Annotated in this window: 21 protein-coding genes; 18 read left to right on the forward strand and 3 right to left on the reverse strand. The window is 66.6% G+C overall.

The features are described from left to right. Positions 1-136 precede the first annotated feature (136 nt). The 9 genes from BLW02_RS16670 to BLW02_RS16710 all read left to right on the forward strand — a co-directional run bounded on the left by BLW02_RS16670 (position 137) and on the right by BLW02_RS16710 (position 10664). Positions 137-1153 carry an NADP-dependent oxidoreductase gene (locus BLW02_RS16670; protein WP_092700503.1) on the forward strand — a complete coding sequence of 339 codons (1017 nt, stop codon included), beginning with the start codon at positions 137-139 and terminating at the stop codon, positions 1151-1153. A gap of 2 nt (positions 1154-1155) precedes the next feature. Continuing rightward, positions 1156-1623, forward strand: coding sequence for a GNAT family N-acetyltransferase (locus tag BLW02_RS16675; RefSeq protein ID WP_034711725.1), 468 nt, complete (start codon positions 1156-1158; stop codon positions 1621-1623). 61 nt (positions 1624-1684) lie between these two features. Then, positions 1685-2617 carry a glutathione S-transferase family protein gene (locus BLW02_RS16680; protein ID WP_092700506.1) on the forward strand — a complete coding sequence of 311 codons (933 nt, stop codon included), beginning with the start codon at positions 1685-1687 and terminating at the stop codon, positions 2615-2617. Between the two features lie 158 nt (positions 2618-2775). Beyond that, a complete protein-coding gene (locus BLW02_RS16685; protein WP_092700509.1) occupies positions 2776-3681 on the forward strand; it encodes an SDR family oxidoreductase in 906 nt (301 codons plus the stop codon). Between the two features lie 43 nt (positions 3682-3724). After that, positions 3725-5155 (forward strand): MFS transporter, encoded by a 1431-nt coding sequence (locus BLW02_RS16690; protein WP_092700512.1) that lies wholly within the window; start codon positions 3725-3727, stop codon positions 5153-5155. Between the two features lie 318 nt (positions 5156-5473). Further along, positions 5474-6265, forward strand: coding sequence for a LuxR C-terminal-related transcriptional regulator (locus BLW02_RS16695; RefSeq protein ID WP_244273736.1), 792 nt, complete (start codon positions 5474-5476; stop codon positions 6263-6265). Positions 6266-6293: 28 nt separating this feature from the next. After that, positions 6294-7163, forward strand: coding sequence for a sensor histidine kinase (locus BLW02_RS16700; RefSeq protein WP_092700514.1), 870 nt, complete (start codon positions 6294-6296; stop codon positions 7161-7163). A gap of 228 nt (positions 7164-7391) precedes the next feature. Next, on the forward strand, positions 7392-9788 hold the full coding sequence (locus BLW02_RS16705; RefSeq protein WP_092700517.1) for a Tex family protein: 2397 nt from the start codon (positions 7392-7394) through the stop codon (positions 9786-9788). A gap of 48 nt (positions 9789-9836) precedes the next feature. Continuing rightward, on the forward strand, positions 9837-10664 hold the full coding sequence (locus tag BLW02_RS16710; protein ID WP_092700520.1) for an HDOD domain-containing protein: 828 nt from the start codon (positions 9837-9839) through the stop codon (positions 10662-10664). Between the two features lie 181 nt (positions 10665-10845). On the opposite strand, the gene BLW02_RS16715 is transcribed toward BLW02_RS16710, so the two are convergent. After that, positions 10846-11982, reverse strand: a complete 1137-nt coding sequence (locus BLW02_RS16715; protein WP_092700523.1) for an iron-containing alcohol dehydrogenase — start codon at positions 11980-11982, stop codon at positions 10846-10848. Positions 11983-12041: 59 nt separating this feature from the next. Here BLW02_RS16715 and BLW02_RS16720 point away from each other — a divergent pair, with 59 nt between their 5' ends. Genes BLW02_RS16720 through BLW02_RS16730 form a run of 3 tightly spaced genes read left to right on the forward strand, consistent with a single transcriptional unit; the run spans position 12042 to position 14800 of the window. Then, on the forward strand, positions 12042-12911 hold the full coding sequence (locus tag BLW02_RS16720) for a 2-keto-4-pentenoate hydratase (RefSeq protein ID WP_092700526.1): 870 nt from the start codon (positions 12042-12044) through the stop codon (positions 12909-12911). 59 nt (positions 12912-12970) lie between these two features. After that, positions 12971-13933 (forward strand): alpha/beta hydrolase, encoded by a 963-nt coding sequence (locus BLW02_RS16725; RefSeq protein WP_092700529.1) that lies wholly within the window; start codon positions 12971-12973, stop codon positions 13931-13933. A gap of 9 nt (positions 13934-13942) precedes the next feature. Continuing rightward, entirely contained in the window at positions 13943-14800 is an 858-nt protein-coding gene (locus tag BLW02_RS16730) for a YbgC/FadM family acyl-CoA thioesterase (protein ID WP_092700532.1), read from the forward strand. Between the two features lie 62 nt (positions 14801-14862). On the opposite strand, the gene ygfZ is transcribed toward BLW02_RS16730, so the two are convergent. Next, positions 14863-15780, reverse strand: coding sequence for a CAF17-like 4Fe-4S cluster assembly/insertion protein YgfZ (gene ygfZ / locus BLW02_RS16735; protein WP_092700535.1), 918 nt, complete (start codon positions 15778-15780; stop codon positions 14863-14865). A 45-nt stretch (positions 15781-15825) separates the two neighbouring features. On the opposite strand from ygfZ, the gene mltG reads away from it, so the two are divergent. The 6 genes from mltG to BLW02_RS16765 all read left to right on the forward strand — a co-directional run bounded on the left by mltG (position 15826) and on the right by BLW02_RS16765 (position 20461). Continuing rightward, positions 15826-16809, forward strand: a complete 984-nt coding sequence (mltG, locus tag BLW02_RS16740) for an endolytic transglycosylase MltG (protein ID WP_425285673.1) — start codon at positions 15826-15828, stop codon at positions 16807-16809. 58 nt (positions 16810-16867) lie between these two features. Then, positions 16868-17545: a dTMP kinase gene (gene tmk / locus BLW02_RS16745; protein ID WP_092700541.1), complete on the forward strand. Its 678-nt coding sequence runs from the start codon at positions 16868-16870 to the stop codon at positions 17543-17545. Next, positions 17542-18549: a DNA polymerase III subunit delta' gene (locus BLW02_RS16750; RefSeq protein WP_092700544.1), complete on the forward strand. Its 1008-nt coding sequence runs from the start codon at positions 17542-17544 to the stop codon at positions 18547-18549. Before tmk ends, BLW02_RS16750 begins: the two co-directional genes overlap by 4 nt. A gap of 16 nt (positions 18550-18565) precedes the next feature. Beyond that, positions 18566-18925: a PilZ domain-containing protein gene (locus BLW02_RS16755; RefSeq protein WP_092700547.1), complete on the forward strand. Its 360-nt coding sequence runs from the start codon at positions 18566-18568 to the stop codon at positions 18923-18925. A 61-nt stretch (positions 18926-18986) separates the two neighbouring features. Next, the gene (locus BLW02_RS16760; protein WP_092700550.1) at positions 18987-19793 is read left to right on the forward strand and encodes a TatD family hydrolase; all 807 of its coding nucleotides are present in this window, start codon (positions 18987-18989) and stop codon (positions 19791-19793) included. Beyond that, positions 19790-20461, forward strand: coding sequence for an ankyrin repeat domain-containing protein (locus BLW02_RS16765; protein ID WP_092700553.1), 672 nt, complete (start codon positions 19790-19792; stop codon positions 20459-20461). The genes BLW02_RS16760 and BLW02_RS16765 overlap by 4 nt, the downstream gene beginning before the upstream one ends. A gap of 22 nt (positions 20462-20483) precedes the next feature. Here the strand turns inward: BLW02_RS16765 and msbA are convergent, their stop codons facing one another. Beyond that, positions 20484-22271, reverse strand: coding sequence for a lipid A export permease/ATP-binding protein MsbA (gene msbA, locus BLW02_RS16770; protein ID WP_092700555.1), 1788 nt, complete (start codon positions 22269-22271; stop codon positions 20484-20486). Positions 22272-22314 lie beyond the last annotated feature (43 nt).

Here is a 22314-nt window from a genome sequence, read left to right on the forward strand (position 1 = left end):
CTTCCAGCGATTCATGGCTGCTATCGCCGAGAAAAGCTCCGCTACCATTCATTGAATATCAACCAGCGGTGTTGCACTTCAGATTTGAGACCGCCACGCAATTAGCTATTAAAACAGTAGCAATAAGGAGCCATTCATGCCACGCAATCAACAAATCGTGCTCGACAACCGCCCCCAGGGCGAGGCCGTGGCCAGCAATTTCAAGCTGGTGGCCACTGACACCCCCGCGCTCCAAGACGGCGAAGTGCTGGTGCGCCACCATTACCTGAGCCTTGATCCCTACATGCGTGGCCGCATGAACGACAGCAAGAGCTACGCGGCCTCGCAGCCGCTGGGCGAGGTGATGATCGGCGGCACCGTGGGCGAAGTGGCCGAGAGCCAAAACCCCAGGTTCGCCGTGGGTGACAAGGTGGTGGGCATGGGCGGCTGGCAGGAATACAGCGTGGTCGATGGCAATGCCGTGGGCGCGCTGCGCAAGGTGGATACCGCCCATGTGCCGCTGTCGCACTACCTGGGCGCCGTGGGCATGCCGGGCGTGACGGCCTGGTATGGCCTGGTGAAGATCATCGAGCCCAAGGCGGGCGCCACCGTGGTGGTGAGCGCCGCCACGGGTGCCGTGGGCAGCGCCTTTGCCGCGCTGGCCAAGGCGCGCGGCTGCCGCGCCGTGGGCATTGCGGGCGGCGCCGAGAAGTGCCGTTATGCGGTGGAAGAGCTGGGCTTTGACGTGTGCATTGACTACAAGGTGCACAGCGACGTGAAGGCCATGTCCAAGGCCCTCAAGGATGCCTGCCCGAACGGCATCGACGGCTACTTTGAAAACGTGGGTGGATGGATCATGGACGCCGTGATGCTGCGCATGAACGCCTTCAGCCGCATCGCCCTGTGCGGCATGATCGCCGGTTACGACGGCCAGCCCTTGCCCATGGCCAACCCCGCGCTCATGCTGATCAACCGCATGAAGGTCGAAGGCTTCATCGTGAGTGAGCACATGGAGGTGTGGCCCGAGGCACTGCAAGAGCTGGGCACCCTGGTGGGCACCGGAAAGCTGCGCCCGCGCGAGACCATTGCGCAAGGCATTGCGGCGGCACCCGAGGCTTTTCTGGGCCTGCTCAAGGGCAAGAACTTCGGCAAGCAGCTCGTCAAGCTGGTCTGAACATGGCTGCCTTGCCGCCCGTGCTGCGCTGGACCTGGGCCCGCTTCGACGACCTGGGCGTGCATGCCCTGCATGATGCGCTGGCCCTGCGCTGCAAGGTGTTCATCCTGGAGCAGGGGCCCTACCAGGACCCGGACAGTGCGGACAAGCAATCCTGGCACCTGCTGGGGTATGACGATGCCGGGGCCTTGCAGGCCTGCCTGCGCGTGGTGGACCCGGGCGTGAACTACCCCGAGCCCTCCATCGGGCGCGTGGTCACGGCCCGCGCGGCGCGCGGCGGCGGCATGGGGCGCGCGCTCATGGTGCAGGGGCTGGACCGCTGCCGACAGGTCTGGCCGGGCAGGGCGGTGCGCATCAGCGCGCAGGCGCATCTGCAGCGTTTTTATGGCAGCCTGGGGTTTGTGGCGGTGTCTGACGTTTACCTCGAAGATGGCATTCCCCACATCGAGATGCTGTGGAGCCCGCCCTGAGCAGTGCCGGCGCTGATGCCTGCACGGCCATCTGTTTCAATGCTTGCGCTGGAGATTGCCCATGACCGCCCTGATCCTGCACCACTACCCCTCATCGCCTTTCTCGGAAAAGATCCGGCTGGTGCTGGGCTTCAAGCAGTTGCCCTGGAAGTCGGTGATCATTCCCAGCATCGCGCCCAAGCCCGATGTGATGGCCCTCACGGGCGGCTACCGCAAGACGCCGTTTCTGCAGATCGGCGCCGACATCTACTGCGACTCGGCGCTGATCTGCGAGGTGCTCGAACATGAGCACCCCGAGCCGGTGCTGTTTCCACCCCATCTCAAGGGCGTGGCGCGCGTGTTTGCACAGTGGGCCGACAGCACCCTGTTCCAGAGCGCCATGGCCTACAACCTGCAACCGCGCGGTGCCCAGGCGCTTTTTGCCCATGTGGCACCCCAGGCGGCCCAGGCCTTTGGCGAAGACCGCCGCCAGATGAGCGCCGGCATGCTGCGTCTGCGCCCGCAGGACGCCACGGCGGCCTACCGCTCGTATCTGCGGCGCCTGGCGCACATGGTAGAAGAACATGATTTCACCTTTGGCGCCGAGCCCTGCGTGGCCGACTTTGCCGCTTACCACCCGCTGTGGTTCACGCGCCAGTGCGTGCCGGTGATGGCCGACATCTTCCAGGCCACGCCCGCCGTGCTGGAGTGGATGGACCGGGTGGCGGCCCTGGGACACGGCCGCATGGAGAAATTCAGCGCCGCCGACGCCATCACGGTGGCAGCCGGTGCCGAACCCTTGCCGGTGGTGAACGACGTCTTTCAGGACGAGCACGGCATTGCGCTGGGGGACGAGGTCACGGTGGCGGCCGAGAGCTTTGGCACCGAGCCCACCGCCGGCACCCTCATCGCCGCCACACGAACGCGCTACAGCCTGCGCCGCACCGATCCGCGTGCCGGCACGGTGCATGTGCACTTTCCCCGCATCGGCTATGTGTTGAGGGCATCCCCCTGAGCGGCTGCCCCGCTTCCCCCTTCTCTCGGCTTCGCCGGGGAGGGGGACGACGCCTTCGCAGCGGGGCGGCCCTTGCTCGGCGTCCCGCGCGACGGGCAGCGCCTGGGTCCACGGCCTCGCACCATTCCTCAACAGAAATTCTTCAGGAGACACGCAACATGATCGACAACTTTGCTGGCAAGACCGCCGTCCTCACCGGCGCAGGCTCGGGCTTTGGCCTGGAATGCGCGCGCATTGGCGCCCGCCTGGGCATGAACCTGGTGCTGGTGGATGTGCAGCAGGACGCACTCGATGCCGCTGCTGCCGAGATGCAGGCGGCAGGCGCCCAGGTGCTGGCCCGCAAGGTGGATGTTTCGAGCACCCCCCAGATGGAGCAGTTGGCTGTGGATGTGGCGCAGCGCTTTGGCGCACCGCACCTCGTGTTCAACAACGCCGGCGTGGGTGCGGGCGGCCTGGTGTGGGAAAACTCGGTGAAAGACTGGGAATGGGTGCTGGGCGTGAACCTCATGGGCGTGGTGCACGGCGTGCGCCTGTTCACGCCCATGATGCTGGAGGCGGCCAGGAAGGACCCGCAGTGGCGCGGCCACATTGTCAATACCGCCAGCATGGCGGGCCTGCTGGCGCCGCCCAACATGGGCATCTACAACGTGAGCAAGCACGCCGTGGTCAGCCTGTCGGAAACGCTGTACCAGGATCTTTCACTGGTGACGGACCAGGTGGGCGCCAGCGTGTTGTGCCCGTATTTCGTGGCCACGGGCATCAACGAAAGCCAGCGCAACCGCCCCGATGGGCTGGCGGGTGACCAGCCCACCCAGAGCCAGCTTATCGGCCAGGCCATGATCAACAAGGCCGTCAGCGCCGGCAAGGTGACGGCCGCCGAAGTGGCACAGAAGGTGTTTGATGCCGTGGCGGCCAACCAGTTCTATATCTACAGCCATCCCAAGGCGATAGGCGCAGTGCAGACCCGCATGGAAGACATACTGCAGGCCCGCAACCCCACCGATCCCTTTGCCGACAAGCCCGCGCTGGGAGCGCAGCTGCGCGCAGCATTGCGCGCCGACTGAGCCTGCGAGCCCTCCGTGGCGCCAAGCAGTGGCGTCTGAACCGATGAATCCAGCCAACCAAGCCAACCAGGCCAACCAGGCCGACAACGGGCCAACCGACGGCCTGCCCCTGCCAGCGCGCAACCGCGCCATGCTGGTCATCATTCTGGGTATTGCGATGGCAGTGCTCGATGGCAGCGTCGTCAACCTGGCCCTGCCGGGCATTGCGCGCGAGCTCAATGCCAGCGCGGCCCACGCGATCTGGGTGGTCAATGCCTACCAGATCGCCACGCTCGTCATGCTGCTGCCACTGGCATCGCTGGGCGAGCGACTGGGGTATCGGCGCGTGTACCTCGTCGGCATGGCGCTGTTTGCGCTGTCGTCGGTAGGAGCCATGCTGGCCGATTCGCTGGCCACGCTGATTGTGGCCCGGGCTGTGCAGGGGCTGGGTGCGGCCGGCATCATGAGCGTGAATGCCGCCCTGGTGCGGCTGACCTATCCGCGCGCGCAACTGGGGCGCGGCCTGGCGATCAATTCCATGGTGGTGGCGCTGGCCTCGGTGGCTGGCCCCTCGGTGGCTGCGGGCATCCTGTCAGTGGCGCCGTGGCCCTGGCTGTTTGCGCTCAACCTGCCCCTGGGGGCCTTGACGCTGTGGCTGGGATGGCGGGCGCTGCCCTTCAATCCACCCAGCGCGGTGGTGCAACCCCGCCCTGCGGCCCTGGATGTCGTGCTCAACGTGCTGATGTTCACGCTGATCTTCGTGGGGGGCGAGCGGCTGGGCGCTGCCCACGGCGCGGGGCGGGCCGGCGCCTCGTCCGAGGCCTGGGGCTTGCTGGCTGCCGGTGTGGTGGTGGGCTGGGTGTACCTGCGCCGCCAGTGGCGCCTGGCTGCACCCCTGTTTCCGGTGGATCTGCTGCGCATTCCGGTGTTTGCGTTGTCCATGGGGTCGTCGGTGGGCGCGTTTTGTGCGCAGACCCTGGCCTATCTGGTGCTGCCCTTCTTGCTGCTGGAGGGCTTGGGCCGCACTCCCTTGCAGGCGGGGTTGCTGATCACCGCCTGGCCCGTGGCCATCGTGGTGACAGCGCCGATCGCGGGGCGCCTGATCGGCCGCTACGCGGATGGCCTGCTGGGGGCCATCGGCATGGGGGTGTTCGCCTGCGGCCTGCTTTTGCTGGCGGCCTTGCCGGCCGTCCCGTCTGCCTTCGACATGGTCTGGCGCATGGCACTGTGCGGCGCGGGTTTTGCGCTGTTCCAGTCGCCCAACAACCACACCATCGTCACCTCGGCCCCGCTGCACCGCAGTGGCGCGGCCAGCGGCATGCTGGGCACGGCCCGGTTGACGGGGCAGACCATGGGGGCGGTTCTGCTGGCCACTATCTTTACCCTGTGGCCGTCGCACGATGGCACAGGCGAATGGGTGGCCTTGCTGCTTGCCGCGGCCTTTGCGGTGGTGGCGGGTGTGTGCAGTTCGCTGCGTCTGCGCGCCACGCATTGAAGAAAGAACGCCGGATTGGAGGCGTGGATAACGCATTTGCGCCGGACTGGCCTGCTGCCTGCGGCAGACGCCACGGGCACCAGCCTTCCCTCGCAAGCACTGGGGGCAGACGAGGCGCAACGCATAACGCCTCTGTGACAGCAGGGCTGCGGTTACATGCGATCCAGGTAGTTCTTATTTGTAACTTATGCAACGTATGTAAATTGATATTTTTGGATGTAGATGTTTGCTGGTGTTTCTTTTAGTGTCGGCATCTGGACGTCGCGCGTGGCAGTGAATAGCCCCGTGCAGGGGCTTTCGCACCCGTTTGGAGGTTGTATGACCATCGTTTCCACCGAGCACCGCATGGCCGGGCTTTCCTCCGGGTCGCACGACAGTGGCGCCGGTGAGGGGCCCTTGGTCGGACATGGCAGCCTGGCGTCCGTATGGCCTGATTTCCTGGTGGGGCAGACAGATCACCCGGTGCGGGTATTGCTGGTGGATGACGATGCGCATATCCGCCTGGTGATTGCACAAGAGCTCATGGCGGACCCCCGCACCCTGGTGGTGGCGCAGGCGTCCAGCCTGCGTGAGGGGCGCAAGGCCATCAAGCAGCACGAGTTCGATGTGCTGCTGGTGGATTTGCACCTGGGTGACGGCGAGGGCTTCGAGCTGCTGGATTACCTCAAGACCGTGCGCCCCTCGGCCGAGGCGGTGGTGATCTCCGTCATGGAGAACGAAGACGAAGTGCTGCGCGCCTTCGAGCTGGGTGCCACCGGGTACCTCGGCAAGAACTCGTGGTTTGGCAACTATGCGCAGGCAGTGCTGCAGGTGGTCAATGGCGGTGCGTCCATCACGCCCACCCTGGCGCGCCGCCTGTTGCAGCGGTTTGACAAGACCCATGCCGATCCGCCCAGGCGCCAGGAGCCCGCCGAAGCCGAGCTCTTGTCCGACCGCGAGAAGGATGTCCTGCGCATGGTGGCCGGCGGTTACACCACCGCAGAAATTGCCACCAACCTGCGCATCAGCACCATGACGGTGAACACGCACATTCGTAACATCTACCGCAAGTTGCAGGTGCGTACCCGCGCCCAGGCTGTGCGGTTTGCGTCGCTGCGGGGGCTGTTCTAGGCGCCGCGGTTGCCGCGAATGTGCCGACATGTTTCGTACCAGCCCGCCCCGTTTTGCCCTGGTCTGCCTGGCACTCTGGCTGGTGCAATGGATCTTGGGCCTTCTGCTGGTGGGGCATTTCTGGGCCTTGAGCTCCCCCGCCGTGCAGTGGCTTGTGGCCGTCCAGCTCATTGGCCAGACTCTGCTGGGGCTGCTCATCCTGGTCCAGCTTCCGCGCGCCCTGCAGTGGCGGCCACGGCGCAATCCCCGCCCCAGTGCCGAAGTGCAGGCCGAGCGCCAGCGCATCGCCCGGGAGCTGCATGACAACGTTGGCTCGCAACTGGTCAACACCATGGGGCTGCTGGACCCCCAAGTGCCAGCCCATTCGCAGGCGCTGCGGGCGCTGGAGCAGTGTCTGCTGGACCTGCGCCTGGTGGTGGATTCGATGGACAGCGGTGCCGACATGCTCACCGATCGCCTGGCGCGCCTGCGCCACCGCATGCAGCCGGTGCTGGACCGGCGTGGCATCCGCATGGCGTGGCAGGTCCAGGCCGCAGATGGCATTGCAACGCCCTGTGGTGCGCGCGCCCAGCACCTGGTCTCCATCGCGCAGGAAGCCTTGAGCAACGTGCTGCAGCACGCGCAGGCCACGCAGGTGGCGGTGCGACTGCACTATGTCGGGGAACCGGGCGCATGGTGCCTGGAGGTCTGCGACAACGGGCGGGGCCTGCCCGAGGCATCCACGGCTTCTGGCACCCGGCTGCCGGGCTTTGGCCTGGAGGGCATGCGCCGCCGGGCGGTGCAGATGGGCGGGGCTCTGGAACTGGTCCGGCCCGAGGAGGGCGGCACCTGCATTCGCGTGGTGCTGCCAATCGATGGTGCGCCCCAGCCGCTGCGCCAGGGGGCGCACGGCGCATAGCTCGGCTCGGATAGCGGTGGCGTGGCCTGCTGGGCGCCCCCGGGTGCTGTCAAGCCTGGTGTGATTCACCCTGAAAAATGCCGCAAGCGCTTTTCTGGAGATATCTTGCAGCTATCAAAAGAGGAGCTGTTCCGCGCAAGACGCCCGGCTCCGCTGGCGCGGCCAGGTTCGTCGCATGTGGCACACTCGCCCGCTTTTCCCGTTGATGTGTCCGCAGAATAGAACGCCATGCAAAAGATCGTCCGGCAGATTGCCGAAGAAATCCGGATCACCGAGCAACAGGTCAAGGCCGCTGTGGAGCTGCTCGATGGCGGCGCCACGGTGCCCTTCATCGCGCGCTACCGCAAGGAAGTGACCAACGGGCTCGACGATATCCAGCTGCGTGAGCTGGAAGCGCGCCTGTCCTACCTGCGCGAACTGGAAGACCGCCGTGCCGCCGTGCTCAAGAGCATCGACGAGCAGGGCAAGCTGACCGACGCGCTGCGTGCTTCCATAGCCGCCGCGCCGACCAAGCAGGAGCTGGAAGACATCTACCTGCCCTTCAAGCAAAAGCGCCGCACCAAGGGCCAGATTGCGCGCGAGTTCGGCATCGAGCCGCTGGCCGACAAGCTGTTTGCCGACCCCATGCTCGACCCCGCGAGGGAAGCCGCGGCATTTACCAGGCCGCCCGAAGTGTTGGACGATGGCAAGCCGGGTGCCGATTTCTCTACTGTGCCCGCCGTGCTCGACGGTGTGCGCGACATTCTGAGCGAGCGCTGGGCCGAGGACGCCGTGCTGGTGCAATCCCTGCGCGAATGGCTGTGGGCCGAGGGCCTGCTGCGCAGCAAAAAGGTCGAAGGCAAGAACGAGAACGACCCCGAGGTCTCCAAGTTCCGCGATTACTTCGACTACGACGAGCCCATCGGCCGCGTGCCCTCGCACCGTGCGCTGGCCGTGTTCCGCGGCCGGGGCCTAGAAATCCTCGAAGCCAAGCTGGTCTTGCCGGTGGAGCCAGAACCCGGCAAGCCCAGCATTGCCGAAGGCAAGATCGCCCTGCACCTGGGCTGGAGCCATGCAGGCCGCCCCGCCGACGACCTGCTGCGCAAGTGCGTGGCCTGGACCTGGCGCGTGAAGCTGAGCCTCTCCACCGAGCGCGACCTGTTCGCCCGCCTGCGCGACGATGCCGAGAAGGTCGCCATCAAGGTGTTTGCCGACAACCTGCGCGACCTGCTGCTGGCGGCACCTGCCGGCCCGCGCGTGGTGATGGGGCTGGACCCCGGCATTCGCACCGGCGTGAAGGTGGCCGTGGTGGACGCCACCGGCAAGCTCGTGGAAACCGCCACCGTGTACCCGCACGAGCCGCGCCGCGACTGGGATGGCGCGCTGCACACGCTGGCCAGGCTGTGTGAGAAGCATGGTGTGAACCTGATCGCGATTGGCAACGGCACGGCCAGCCGCGAGACCGACAAGCTGGCGGCCGAGCTCATCAAATTGATGTCAAAAGTGCCTGTAGCGCAGACGGATCAAGCGCGAGCAGCTATCGAGAAGGTGGTTGTGAGCGAGGCCGGTGCCTCGGTGTACAGCGCCAGCGAATACGCCTCGCAAGAGATGCCTGACGTGGACGTGAGCCTGCGCGGCGCTGCTTCCATTGCGCGCCGCCTGCAGGACCCGTTGGCAGAACTCGTGAAGATCGACCCCAAGAGCATCGGCGTGGGCCAGTACCAGCATGACGTGAACCAGAGCGAGCTGGCGCGCACCCTGGGTACGGTGGTGGAAGACTGCGTGAACTCCGTGGGTGTGGACCTGAACACGGCCAGCGTGCCGCTGCTCTCCCGCGTGTCGGGCCTGTCGGGCAGCGTCGCCAAGGCCGTGGTGCGCTGGCGCGAGGCCAATGGTGCGTTCAGGAGCCGCAAGCAGCTGATGGACGTGGCGGGGCTGGGTGCCAAGACCTTCGAGCAGAGCGCGGGCTTCCTGCGCATCCGTGGCGGTGACAACCCGCTGGACATGACCGGCGTGCACCCCGAGACTTATCCCGTGGTCGAGCAGATCATGGAAAAGACGGGCAAACCCGTGGCCGAGCTCATGGGCCGTGCCGACATGCTCAAGACCCTGAAGCCCGAGCTGTTTGCCAACGACAAGTTCGGCGTGATCACTGTCAAGGACATCCTGGCCGAGCTGGAAAAACCCGGCCGCGACCCGCGCCCGGACTTCAAGGTGGCGCGCTTCAACGATGGTGTGGAAGACATCAAGGACCTCAGGGAAGGCATGATCCTGGAGGGCACCGTGAGCAACGTGGCCCAGTTTGGTGCCTTCATCGACCTCGGGGTGCACCAGGACGGCCTGGTGCATGTGAGCCAGCTGGCGCACAAGTTCGTCAACGACGCCCGCGAGGTGGTCAAGACCGGCGACATCGTCAAGGTCAAGGTCATGGAAGTGGACGTGGAGCGCAAACGCATTGGCCTGTCGATGAAGCTGGGCGATGCGCCACCGCGTCCGTCTGGCGACCGGGGCGCACCACGCGATAACCGCTTTGAAGGGGCAGGGCGCGGCTACCAGCAGCCACAGGCCCAGCGCCGTGCGCCCGAGCCGGCACAGCAGTCCGCCATGGCCTCGGCCTTCGCCAAGTTGCAGTCCAAAAATCGGTAACAACCGGGTACATAATCGCCAGCATCTCAACCGGAGGCGCTGTACCCCATGGAGCTGAACGCACTGCTGGCACACCCTGTGGCTCTGCCCAGTCTTCCGCGCGCCGTGGCGCTGCTGATGACCGAACTGGGCCATGAGGAGCCCAGCCTGCGTCGGGCCAACCAGCTCATTGGCACCGATCCGGCACTGGCCGCGCGGCTGCTGGAGGTGGCCAATGCGCCGGCGTTCCAGATGCAGCGCCAGATTGTCGGCATCCCCGAGGCGCTGGCGCTGCTGGGCGTGGCGCAGTTGCGGACCCTGGTCTCTTCCGCGCCGCTGGGCACCACTTCGCGTTCGGTGCCGGGCATCAACATGCAGCAGTTCTGGCGCTACAGCCTCAATACGGCCAAGCTGGCCCGTTCCCTGGCGGGCATCGGCCACCACAACCAGATTGCCGCCTACACCGCAGGTTTGCTGCATGCGCTGGGCGAGCTGCTGATGCACCTGGCCGCACCGGACATCCTCTTGCCGATCAACGCGCTGATGTCGCCGTTCGATATGCGGCGGGCCAAGATCGAGCAGCGCGTTCTGGGCTACTGCTATGGCAGCGTGAGCGCCGGGCTGGCGCAGCGCTGGCAGTTTCCTGAGGTGGTGGTGGACGCCCTGCAGCACCAGAGCGCTCCGCTCGATAACAACGCCTACGAGCCGCTGGCGGGGGTGATCCACCTGGCATCGTGGCGCGCCCGTGCTCGCGAGGCCGACATGGGCGAAAAGGAAATGGCGGTGTCCTTCCCGGGCGAGGTGGGGTTGATGCTGGGCTATGACATCGACATGGTGCTCCAGCAAGACCCGATCGACTGGACCGTACGGCCCGAGGCCTCCGACTACATGGTCTGATACGGTCTTGCATTCAAGCGGATAACTAGGCGGGAAGCCGCAGACAGTGCTCTAGCACGGCAAGGCGAACCAACGAAGTTATACGTTTGAAGGCAAAACCGTATGAGGCCGGCGGGGCTGCCGTGGCCCGATGTGCGCGGCGTATTGCTTTTGGCGTGCGCTGCCGGTTCCCTGCCCAGGCTCAGAGCGACTGCGCCAGTATGTCCCGGTATTCCTCGGGCGTGGCGATGCGCGGATTGGTCTTGTGGCAATGGTCGGCCATCGCGCCTTGGATGATGTCGTCGAACATGCCTTCGGTCACGCCCATGGCCGCCAGGCCGGTCGGCAGGCCCAGGCGGGCGTTCATGTCCCGGATGGCTTCGGGGATGTCGCCCGCTGCGGCCAGACCCATGGCATGGGCCATGCGCTCCAGGCGCTTGTCTTTTTGCACCGACTCCGCCTGCGCGTTGAAGCGCACCACGGCGGGCAGAAACATGGCGTTGAGCGTACCGTGGTGCAGGCGCGGGTTCACGCCGCCCAGGCTGTGGCTGAGCGAGTGCACGGCGCCCAGCCCCTTCTGAAACGCCATGGCGCCTTGCATGCTGGCGCTCATCATGTGCAGGCGCGCGTCGCGGTCGCTGCCGTTTTTGGTGGCCTGCTCGATGTGGGCCCAGCCACGCGTGAGGCCGTCGAGCGCGATGCCGTCGGCCGGGGGATTGAACGCGGCGGACATGAAGGTCTCCATGCAGTGCGCAATCGCATCCATGCCGGTGGCGGCCGTGAGCATGGGGGGCAGGCCCAGCGTGAGTTCGGGGTCGCAGATGGCGGCCTTGGGCACCAGGTTCCACGAGTGAAAGCCCAGCTTGCGGTGGTCGTCCACGATGATGATGGCGCCGCGTGCCACCTCGCTGCCGGTTCCGCTGGTGGTCGGCACGGCGATCAGGGGCGCTGCACGGTCGGTGATGCGGGGCGAACCGCCCTCGATGGTGGCGTAGTGGGTGAGCGGCCCCTCGTGCGTGGCGGCAATCGCAATGCCCTTGGCGCAGTCGATGGCCGAGCCACCACCCACGGCGATCAGGCCGTCGCAGCCCTGGGCCTTGTACATCTGCACGGCGGCACGCACGGCGGCTTCGGTGGGGTTCGACGGCGTCTGGTCGAACACCGCCACGGTCATGCCGGGCAGGGCGTCCAGCGCCTTTTGCAGCACGCCCGCGGCCTTCACGCCGGGGTCGGTCACGATCAGGGGGCGCGTGATGCCCACGCGCTCGCATTCCTGCTGGAGGAGTTGGACGGCGCCGAATTCGAACTGGACCTGGGTGACGTAGTAGATGAGAGACATGGCAGTGGGTGGAGTTGCGTTTACGATGCTTGCAAACACTTTACAACCCCGAGACACGCATGACCATGAAGCAAACCCTCACCGCCCTGGCCGGGGTCGTCGCTTGTGCGACAGCCGCGCAGGCACAGTGCCTGACCGACGCCCAGACCGCTGACCTGGTGGCCCACTATGTCGCCAGGACCCCGGCCGCCAACCCTGAAGACCTGTCCGAAGCCGATGGCGCCTGCACGCGCGGCAAGCTCAACCAGCTGCTGGCGCAGCGCCTGGGCAAGGTGATTGGCTACAAGGCGGGGCTGACCAACCCGGCGGTGCAAAAGCGCTTCAACACCGACAAGCCCGTGTGGGGCAAGCTCTACGAAGGCATGGTGCTGCAGAGCGGCGCCACGGTGGATGCGGCGTTTGGTGCCCGTCCGCTGTACGAGGCCGACATGCTGGTGCGCGTGAAGAGCGCCGCCATCAACCAGGCCCGCACGCCCATGGAAGTGCTGGATGCGGTGGACCAGGTCATCCCGTTCATCGAACTGCCCGACCTCATGGTGCAGGCCCCGACCAAGCTCAACGGCGCGGGTGTGAGCGCCATCAACGTGGGTGCGCGCCTGGGCGTGGCTGGTGCGCCGTTGGCCGTGCCCGCCTACCGTGCCGAGCGCTATGCCATGCTCAAGGCGCTGGCCGACATGAACGTGTCGCTGACTGATGGCGCGGGCGCGCGCCTGGGCGGTGGCAAGGGCAGCGACATCCTGGACCATCCCCTCAACGCCGTGGTGTGGCTGGCCGGTGCGCTGGCGCAGGAGGGGCTGGCCATGCAGCCGGGTGACCTGATCAGCCTGGGCTCGTTTTCGCCGCTGCTGCCGCCCAGGGCCGGGTTGTCGGTGACCACCACCTACGGCGGCCTGCCGGGTGCAACGCCTGTGCGGCTGAGCTTCAGGTAAATCCATCCCCTTGTTGATCCGGCCCGCGCTGTGCGGGCTTTTGTTCGAGACCCTGACCGTTGACCGATCTGCACATTCACCATACCCGCCTGACCCCCCAGATGCGCAGCGTGCTGGAACGCATGGCCCGAGCGGGCCATGCGCCGCTGCATACGCGCTCCCCACAGGATGCCCGCATGGCCTACCAGGCCGGCGCCGATGTGCTGGAGGTACCCAAGGCCACCCTGGCGCGCGTGGAGGATTTTCAGATTCCGGCCCGCGACGGCCATGCGCTGCCTGCCAGGCTGTATGCGCCGTCCACCGACACGGGCCTGCCGCTGCTGCTGTATCTGCATGGGGGCGGCTTCACCATCGGCAGCATTGCCACGCACGACATCCTGTGCCGCGAGCTGGCGCGTCTGGCGGGTTGCATGGTGGTATCGCTGGACTACCGGCTGGCGCCCGAGCACCGCTTTCCCGCGGCCAGCAACGATGCCTGGGATGCCCTGCAATGGCTGGCCACCCATGCCCAGGCACTGGGCGCAGACCCGGCGCGCCTGGCCGTGGGCGGGGACAGCGCGGGCGGCACGCTGGCCGCCGTCAACGCCGTTCTGGCGCGCGATGCCGGCCTGCCGCTGGCGCTGCAGCTGCTGATCTATCCCGGCTGTGCGGCCCACCAGGACACGCCCTCGCACGCCACCTTTGCACGGGGCCTGGTGCTGGAGGAGCCCGCCATCAGCTGGTTCTTCGGCAACTATGTGCAAAGCCGCGCGGAGCGCGAAGACTGGCGTTTCGCCCCGCTGCTCGCCCCCGATGTGGAGGGCGTGGCCCCCGCGTGGATCGGCCTGGCCGAATGCGACCCGCTGGTGGACGAGGGCGTTGACTACGCCGACAAGCTGCGCCTGGCAGGCGTGCCGGTGGACCTGGACATCTACCGGGGCGTGACCCACGAATTCATCAAGATGGGCCGCGCCATCCCCGAAGCGCGCAAGGCCCATGCCGACGCTGCCCGTGCGCTGCGCCTGGCATTTCACCTGGAGTAACGAGAATTGATGCAACGCAGTGACTTCCGCTGTGTTCACCGCCTGCGCGTGCGCTGGGCCGAGGTGGACATGCAAAAGATCGTGTTCAACGCGCACTACCTCATGTACATCGACACGGCCATGAGCGACTACTGGCGCGCGCTGGCGCTGCCGTACGAGTCGAGCATGCTGGCGCTGGGCGGCGAGATGTATGTGAAGAAGGCCACGCTCGAATACCATGCCTCGGCGCGGCTCGATGACACGCTGGATGTGGGCCTGCGCTGTGCGCGGGTGGGCAACTCGTCGAGCCTGTTCGAGGCGGGCATCTTCAGCGGCGACCGGCTGCTGGTGTCGGGCGAGCTGGTCTATGTGTTTGCCGACCCCGCGACGCAGACCTCGCGCCCGGTGCCGCCTGCGCTGCGCGCCATCTTCGAGGATTTTGAGGCGGGCGCCGACATGGCCGAGGTGCGCACCGGCGACTGGAACACCCTGGGCCGCGATGCGGGCCGCGTGCGCACCGCGGTGTTCGTGCATGAGCAGGGCATCCCCGCCGAGATCGAGGCCGACGTGCAGGACATCTCGGCCCGCCATGCCGTGCTCTACAACCGGCTGGGCATGCCCATTGCCGCCGGCCGCTTGCTGCAGCAGGCGCCGGGCGTGGGCCGCATCGGCCGCATGGCGGTGGACCGCTCGGTGCGCGGCGTGCAATGGGGGCGGCAGTTGCTGGACGCGCTGGTCAAGGCCGCGCGCGCCCGGGGCGACAGCGAGGTACGGCTGCACGCCCAGCGCAATGCCGAAGGCTTTTACCGCCGCGCCGGTTTCTCTGTGGTGGGCGAGCCGTATGAGGAAGCAGGCATTGCGCACATTGCCATGGCGCGGAGACTGTAGGGATTTGCTGTTGGAAAATGAGCTTCCAGCGCTCGATGCATAAGCGCTGAAGCCATTTGGATTCAAATATCTTCAAGCAACGCGTAGGGCAGGGGCTGCAGCGACAGCGCCACGCCGCCCGCCGCGCCCACCTGCAGGCCGCCCTCTTGCGCGGCCGTGATCTGCAGTGACACGATGGCATCGAAGCCACCACCGGGGGCCGGCGCCACCTGCACCACGGTGCCGCAGGGCTGCTCCAGGTCTGCCGTGCTGAACACTTCGGCCCCCACTGCCACTTCGGCCGCCGCATGCGCCACATAGGCGCGCCGCTTGAGCGTGCCCCGGAACTGGCTGCGTGCCACCACCTCCTGCCCGGGGTAGCAGCCCTTCTTGAAGTTCACGCCGCCCACCGATTCGTAGTTGAGCATCTGGGGCACAAAGGTTTCCACCACCGGTGTGGTCAGTGTGGCCACGCCGCTGCGCACCTCGCTCCACAACCATAGCGCGGGGTCGAGGGCAGGGCCTGCGGGGGCTGCATCGGAGGCCGGTGCCACCCACAATGCACGGGGGGCGCCGTCTGCGGGGTACAGGTGCACCACGGTTGCAGAGCCAATGTCGGTTTTGAACCAGGCAGGTTGCGCACCAAAAGCTACTGAATGGATAGATTCCCCGGCCACGCCATACAGCGCGAAGTCGGCGGTGGCATCGGTCAATTTGGCTTTGGCGCGCAGCACGAACATCGACAGGCGCTTGAGCGTGGCGGGCAGCAGGTCGCGGCTACAGACCAGCAGCACCTCGGTGGCGCTGCGCTTGAAGCCGATGAAGCTGGCCTGCATCCGGCCCTTGGCCGACAAAAAGGCGGCCAGGCGGGCCCGGTCCATGCCGAGCAGGGCGAAATCCTGGGTGAGCTGGCCGTGGAGAAATTTGGCAGCGTCTTCGCCTTCCACGCGAATCACGCCGAGGTGGGACAGGGGGGCAATGCCGTTCAACGAGTAGGTCATCGCTGAATTATGATGCCCGCTCCCATACATACAGGCAGCAGGGTTGTGCGACGTTTACTGGTTTTGATCGCGTTGGTTCTGATCGTATCGGGTGGTGCCGCCTACTGGTGGCTGAACCAGCCCATCGTTGCAGCCGGCGAGACGCTGGAGCTGGCCATCGAGCCTGGCACTACACCGAGGGGCGTGGCCCGCGATGTGGTGGCCACCGGGGCGCGCGTGGATGCCCGCCTGCTGTACGCCTGGTTCCGCGTGTCGGGGCAGGACCGCGCCATCAAGGCCGGCAACTACGAAATTCCGCCGGGCACCACCCCCATCGGCCTCCTGCAAAAACTGGCCCGCGGCGAAGAGGCACTGCGCGCACTCACGCTGGTGGAGGGCTGGAACTGGCGCCAGGTGCGCCAGGCACTGGCCCGGGAAGACCAGCTCAGGCCCGACTCCGCCACCCTGACCGACGAGGCGCTGATGGCGCAGCTGGGCCGCCCGGGCGTGCATCCCGAGGGGCGGTTCTTTCCCGATACCTACACCTATGCCAAGGGCTCGAGCGACCTCGCCCTGCTGCGCCGGGCGCTGCACGCCATGGACCGCCGCCTCGAAGCCGCCTGGGCGCAGCGCGCGGCCGATACGCCCCTGCAGTCGGCCGACCAGGCGCTGATCCTGGCCAGCATCGTGGAAAAGGAAACCGGCCAGGCCCGCGACCGGGGCCAGATCGCCGGCGTGTTCGCCAACCGCCTGCGGGCAGGCATGCTGCTGCAGACCGACCCCACCGTGATCTACGGGCTGGGCGAGAAGTTTGACGGCAACCTGCGCAAGCGGGACCTGCAGGCCGACACGCCCTGGAACACCTACACCCGTGCGGGCCTGCCGCCCACGCCGATCGCCATGCCGGGCAAGGCCGCGCTGCTGGCCGCCGTGCAGCCCGACGCCACGCGCGCCCTGTACTTTGTGGCCAAGGGCGATGGCAGCAGCCATTTCAGCGCTTCGCTGGAAGAGCACAACCGCGCCGTCAACCGCTACCAGCGGGGGCAGTGAGCGGCCGCTGCACTGCTGTTTTTGCCCGCCAGTCCGCCCCGATTCAACCAAGGTTTCCATGTCACGACCCGGTCTGTTCATCACGTTTGAAGGCATTGACGGCGCAGGCAAGTCCTCGCACATCGAGGGCCTGGCCGCCGCGTTCCGCTCCCAGGGCCGCACGGTCACCGTGAGCCGCGAGCCAGGCGGCACCCCGCTGGCCGAAAAGCTGCGCGAGATGGTGCTGAACGACCCCATGGACGCGCTCACCGAGTCCCTGCTGATCTTTGCCGCCCGGCGCGATCACCTGCGCAACGTCATCGAGCCCGCGCTGGCGCGGGGCGAGGTGGTGCTGTGCGACCGGTTCACCGATGCCACCTTTGCCTACCAGGGCGCGGGGCGCGGCTTTGATCTCGGGGTGCTAGCCACATTGGAGCGCCTTGCCCAGACGGGGCTTGCACCAGACGCCGATTGGATGCGAGAACCCGATCTGACGGTGTGGTTCGACCTGGCCCCCGAGGTGGCGGCCGAGCGGCTGGCCGGTGCGCGTGTGCCCGACCGTTTCGAGGCCCAGCCCGTGGAGTTCTTCCGCCGCGTGGCCCAGGGCTATGCCGACCGCGCTGCCGCCGCGCCCCAGCGCTTTGCGCGCCTGGATGCGGCACAGGAGCGCCACCGCGTGTGGCAGCAGCTCACCAGCGTGTTCGTGCGCAAGGGCTGGCTGGCGATCATGGTGGCCACGCAGGGAGGGCCGCAATGAGCGAAGCCACCGTGGCGCTGGCACCCTGGATTGCCGTGCAGCGCACCAGCCTGCTGGCCCAGCGCGGCCATGCGTGGCTGCTGCAGGGGCCATCGGGCCTGGGGCAGTACACCCTCGGGATGGAATTGGTTCGCGCATGGCTGTGCGATGCGCCGACTGCCCAGGGGGCCTGCGGAAACTGCGGCAGCTGCCACGCCATCGACGTGCGCACCCATGCCGACCTGTGCGTGCTGATGCCCGAGGTGCAGATGATGGCGCTGGGCTGGCCCCTGTCGGAAAAAGCCCAGGCCGACATCGACGACAAAAAGCGCAAGCCCAGCCGCGAGATCCGCGTCGAGGCCATGCGCGATGCGGTGGAGTTTGCGCAGCGCACCTCGGCCCGCGGGCGCGGCAAGGCGGTGCTGGTGTATCCGGCCGAGCAGATGAACCACATCACGGCCAACGCGCTGCTCAAGACGCTGGAAGAGCCGCCCGGCGACGTGCGCTTTGTGCTGGCCAGCGAAGCCGCGCACCAGTTGCTCCCCACCATCCGCAGCCGCTGCCTGGGGCACACCATGGTCTGGCCTGCCGAGGCCGACATGCTGCAGTGGCTTGCCGGGCAGGGGGTGGAGCCAGCGGCTGCAGCCGCGCATTTGCGTGCGGCCGGTGGCCGCCCGGATGACACCCTGGCTCTGGCCCGCTCCGGCCGCAGCCCGCAGGCCTGGGCGGCGCTGCCCCAGGGCATTGCGCGGGGGGATGTGGCGGCGCTGGGCGACTGGGCACCTGCCCAGGCAATCGACGCCCTTCAGAAACTGTGCCACGACCTGCTGGCCGCCAGCATGGGTGCGGCACCGCGCTATTTCGCGCCGGGCGATCTGCCCAAGCCGCCCCCGCTGGGAGCCCTCACGCGCTGGTCCCGCGCACTTGCCAAGGAAGCGCGCACGGCGGACCATCCGTTCAACGCCGGCCTCATGCTGGAGGCGCTTGTGGCGCAGGCGCGAAACATCCTACACTCAAGGCACTGAAGTCGCACCCATCACCATGACCAGTCCTTCCACCGCGCCCCGTCCCAGTGTCATGCAGCTGGCCATCAAGGAAAAGGCGGCCTTGTACGCGGCCTATATTCCCTTTTTTGTGGAAGGGGGCATTTTTGTTCCCACACCGCGCAACTACAAGCTGGGTGACGATGTCTACGTACTGCTGACGCTGCCTGAAGATACCCAGCGCTATCCCGTGGCCGGCCGCGTGGCGTGGGTCACCCCACCGCGCGCAGCGGGCAACCGCACACAGGGGATTGGCATCCAGTTCCCCAAGGACGAGAAATCGCGCCAGCTCAAGGCCAAGATCGAGGAACTGCTGGGCACTGCCCTGGGTTCTGAGCGCCCCACGCAGACCATCTGATTGCGTTGGTGGTCCTGTGCCGACCCGCGCTGGCTGGTCGGCTTTGTTGTTTCAAGACCGCATGTTTACCGATTCGCACTGTCACCTCACTTTTACGGAACTGCTCAGCCAGTTGCCCGCCATTCGCCAGGCCATGGCCGACGCCCAGGTGGATCGGGCCTTGTGCATCTGCACCACCATGGAAGAGTTCGATGGTGTGCATGCGCTGGCGCTGGCCCATGACAATTTCTGGAGCACCGTGGGCGTGCACCCCGACAATGAGGGCGTGACCGAGCCCTCGGTGCAAGACCTGCTGGACCGCGCGGCACTGCCCCGCGTGGTGGCGATTGGCGAGACGGGCCTGGACTATTACGGCATGGAAGACCGCAAGGGCGGGCGCAGCATCGCCGATCTGGAATGGCAGCGCGAGCGCTTTCGCACCCATATCCGCGCTGCGCGGGCCTGCGGCAAACCCCTGGTGATCCACACCCGCAGCGCCTCCGATGACACCCTGGCAATACTGCGCGAAGAGGGTGAAGACGGTGCGGGCAATCTGGCGGGCGGCGTGTTCCACTGTTTTACCGAGTCGATGCAGGTGGCGCGCGCCGCGCTCGATTTGGGCTACTACATCTCGTTCTCGGGCATCGTCACGTTCAAGAGCGCGCAGGACTTGCGCGACGTGGCGGCCTATGTTCCGCTGGATCGCATGCTGATCGAGACCGACAGCCCTTACCTGGCCCCCGTGCCTTACCGGGGCAAGACCAACAACCCCTCGTATGTGCCCCTGGTGGCCCGGCAGATCGCCCAGACGCGGGGCATCGCGCTGGACGTGGTGGCGCAGGCCACCAGCCGCAATTTCGAGGCCTTGTTCAAAGGAGTGGTGGCATGAGCCTGCAACGCCGTTCCATGCTCGCCCTGGCGTTGGTGGCCGCGAGTGCGATGGCGCACGCCGGCTCCTACGACGATTTCTTCACGGCCATCCAGCGCGACGATGGCGCCACCATTTCAACGCTGCTGCGCAGGGGCTTTGACCCGAACACGCGCGATCCCAAGGGGCAGGTGGGTTTGTCGATGGCGTTGCAGCTGGACTCCCGCAATGCCTTTGCGGCGCTGATGGGCGCACGACAGTTGAATGTGGAGGCACGCAACGCGCAGGACGAAAGCCCGCTGATGCTGGCAGCCATCAAGGGCAACATCGAGGCGGTCAAGGCCTTGATAGCGCGGGATGCCGACGTGAACAAGCCGGGCTGGACGGCCCTGCACTATGCAGCGTCGGGCGCCACGCCCGAGCACACGGCCATCATGGCCTTGCTGCTGGAACACCATGCCTACATCGATGCGGCGTCGCCCAATGGTTCCACGCCCCTGATGATGGCCGCGCAATACGGCACGAGGGAAGCACTGCAGCTGTTGCTGGATGAGGGCGCCGACCCTGCACTGAAGAACCGGCTGGGGCTGACTGCCACTGACTTTGCCCTGCGGGTCGATCGCAGGGACGCGGCCGATGCCATTGCCGCCGCCATCCGACGCCGCCAGCCGAACCGCGGCAAGTGGTAGCGGGTGGCCAATTGCGAGGCGCTTAACCGGCGGCCGGGCGATTCTGCAGGCGCGAATAGAGCCCGCCGCTGGCCATCAAGGCGCTGTGCGTGCCTTGCTCTGCGATGCGGCCCCGCTCCATCACCACCACGCGGTCGGCATGTTCGATGGTGGACAGGCGGTGGGCAATGACCAGTGTGGTGCGCCCGCGCATGAGCCGTTGCAGGGCATCCTGCACCAGCCGCTCTGATTCGGTATCCAGCGCGGAGGTGGCCTCGTCCAGGATGAGGATGGGCGCATCCTTGTACAAGGCCCGCGCAATGGCCAGACGCTGGCGCTGACCGCCGGAGAGCTGGGTGGCATTGTGGCCCACCATGGTGTGGATGCCCTGGGGAAGCGCGGCCACATGCTCTGTCAGGTTCGCAGCCGCAAGGCATTCGCGCACCCGTTGTTCATCCACCGAGCTGCCCAAGGCCACGTTGGCGGCGATGGTGTCGTTGAACATCACCACATCCTGGCTGACCATGGCGAATTGCGCACGCAGTGCATTCAGGCGCCATTCGGCCAAGGGGTGGCCGTCCAGCAGTATCTGTCCGGCAGAAGGGCTCACGAATCGGGGCAGAAGGTTCACCAGGGTGGTCTTGCCGGCACCCGAGGGGCCGACCAGGGCCACGATTTCCCCCGGTTGCACGGTCAGGTTCACGCGGTCCAGGGCGAGGGCATGCTCTGGGCCAAAAGACACGGTCACGTCCTGCAGGGTCAGGGCGCCTTTTGCGCGCTCGGCGGTGTAATGGCCGCCGGTTTCCGCCACTGCATCGCTGAGCAGCGCAAGGCCGCGCTCCAGCGCAGCCAGGCCGCGGGTGATCGGGTTGGCCACATCGGCCAGCCGGCGGATGGGCGCAATCAGCATCAGCATAGCGGTGATGAATGAGACAAAGCCGCCCACCGTCACCTCGCGGGTGTCTGCCGCGCCCCGGCTTTGCCACAGGGCGATGCAGATCACCGTCGAGAGCGCGGCGGCGGCCAGCAACTGGGTCAGAGGCGTCATGGAGGACGACGCAATGGTCGATTTGATGGCCAGGCGGCGCAGGCTCCGGCTCAGGTGGCCAAAGCGCTCTGCCTGACCCGCTTGCGCTCCGTGCAGGCGCACCATCCGATGCGCCAGGACGTTTTCTTCCACCACATAGGCGAGCTCGTCCGTTGCCTGCTGGCTGCTTTTGGTCAGGCTGTACAGGCGTCGCGACAGGGTCTTCATGATCCAGGCGACACCGGGAACCACCACGGCCACAATCAGCGTGAGTTGCCAGTTCAGGAAAAGCAGGTAACCCAGCAGGGCGATGAGCGTGAAGCCGTCGCGCGACAGGCCCATCAATGCCTGCACCAGCAGGGTGGAACCTGTCTGCACCTCGTACACCACGGTGTTGGAGAGCGCGCTGGCCGACTGGCGGCTGAAAAGGGCCATCTCCGCCGCCAGTACGCGATCGAACAGCGCCTGGCGCAGCGCCAGCATGCCTTCGTTGGCAATGCGCGCCAGCGCATACTGGGCCACGAACTGTGCCAGCCCCCGCACCAGAAAAACACCCATGATTGCAAGCGGCACCATCCACAGTTGCAAGGTGCCCTGGGTGAAGCCACGGTCCAGCAGCGGTTGCAGCAAGGCGGGAATGAGCGGTTCGGTCGCGGCGCCCACCAGGGTGGCCACAATGGCAACGATCCAGGCGAGGCGATGGTGTCCGAAATAGATCGAGAGCCGCGCCAGTCGGGCGCGCAGGCTGGGTGGGGGTGAAAGCGCGGCGGAATCCGCCTGGGCATTCGTATCGGTGGCTTGCATGTGGGGCGGATTCTACGTTTCGCCGCGTGCCCATTGCACAGTT

Source organism: Acidovorax soli, from assembly GCF_900107605.1.
Lineage (GTDB): Bacteria > Pseudomonadota > Gammaproteobacteria > Burkholderiales > Burkholderiaceae_C > Acidovorax > Acidovorax soli.

Bases quoted from the DNA above. Each gene is read 5' to 3' on its own strand.
- BLW02_RS16670 (WP_092700503.1), top strand. From the start codon at position 137: ATGCCACGCAATCAACAAATCGTGCTCGACAACCGCCCCCAGGGCGAG.
- BLW02_RS16675 (WP_034711725.1), top strand. From the start codon at position 1,156: ATGGCTGCCTTGCCGCCCGTGCTGCGCTGGACCTGGGCCCGCTTCGAC.
- BLW02_RS16680 (WP_092700506.1), top strand. From the start codon at position 1,685: ATGACCGCCCTGATCCTGCACCACTACCCCTCATCGCCTTTCTCGGAA.
- BLW02_RS16685 (WP_092700509.1), top strand. From the start codon at position 2,776: ATGATCGACAACTTTGCTGGCAAGACCGCCGTCCTCACCGGCGCAGGC.
- BLW02_RS16690 (WP_092700512.1), top strand. From the start codon at position 3,725: ATGAATCCAGCCAACCAAGCCAACCAGGCCAACCAGGCCGACAACGGG.
- BLW02_RS16695 (WP_244273736.1), top strand. From the start codon at position 5,474: ATGACCATCGTTTCCACCGAGCACCGCATGGCCGGGCTTTCCTCCGGG.
- BLW02_RS16700 (WP_092700514.1), top strand. From the start codon at position 6,294: ATGTTTCGTACCAGCCCGCCCCGTTTTGCCCTGGTCTGCCTGGCACTC.
- BLW02_RS16705 (WP_092700517.1), top strand. From the start codon at position 7,392: ATGCAAAAGATCGTCCGGCAGATTGCCGAAGAAATCCGGATCACCGAG.
- BLW02_RS16710 (WP_092700520.1), top strand. From the start codon at position 9,837: ATGGAGCTGAACGCACTGCTGGCACACCCTGTGGCTCTGCCCAGTCTT.
- BLW02_RS16715 (WP_092700523.1), bottom strand. From the start codon at position 11,982: ATGTCTCTCATCTACTACGTCACCCAGGTCCAGTTCGAATTCGGCGCC.
- BLW02_RS16720 (WP_092700526.1), top strand. From the start codon at position 12,042: ATGACCATGAAGCAAACCCTCACCGCCCTGGCCGGGGTCGTCGCTTGT.
- BLW02_RS16730 (WP_092700532.1), top strand. From the start codon at position 13,943: ATGCAACGCAGTGACTTCCGCTGTGTTCACCGCCTGCGCGTGCGCTGG.
- ygfZ (WP_092700535.1), bottom strand. From the start codon at position 15,780: ATGACCTACTCGTTGAACGGCATTGCCCCCCTGTCCCACCTCGGCGTG.
- tmk (WP_092700541.1), top strand. From the start codon at position 16,868: ATGTCACGACCCGGTCTGTTCATCACGTTTGAAGGCATTGACGGCGCA.
- BLW02_RS16750 (WP_092700544.1), top strand. From the start codon at position 17,542: ATGAGCGAAGCCACCGTGGCGCTGGCACCCTGGATTGCCGTGCAGCGC.
- BLW02_RS16755 (WP_092700547.1), top strand. From the start codon at position 18,566: ATGACCAGTCCTTCCACCGCGCCCCGTCCCAGTGTCATGCAGCTGGCC.
- BLW02_RS16760 (WP_092700550.1), top strand. From the start codon at position 18,987: ATGTTTACCGATTCGCACTGTCACCTCACTTTTACGGAACTGCTCAGC.
- BLW02_RS16765 (WP_092700553.1), top strand. From the start codon at position 19,790: ATGAGCCTGCAACGCCGTTCCATGCTCGCCCTGGCGTTGGTGGCCGCG.
- msbA (WP_092700555.1), bottom strand. From the start codon at position 22,271: ATGCAAGCCACCGATACGAATGCCCAGGCGGATTCCGCCGCGCTTTCA.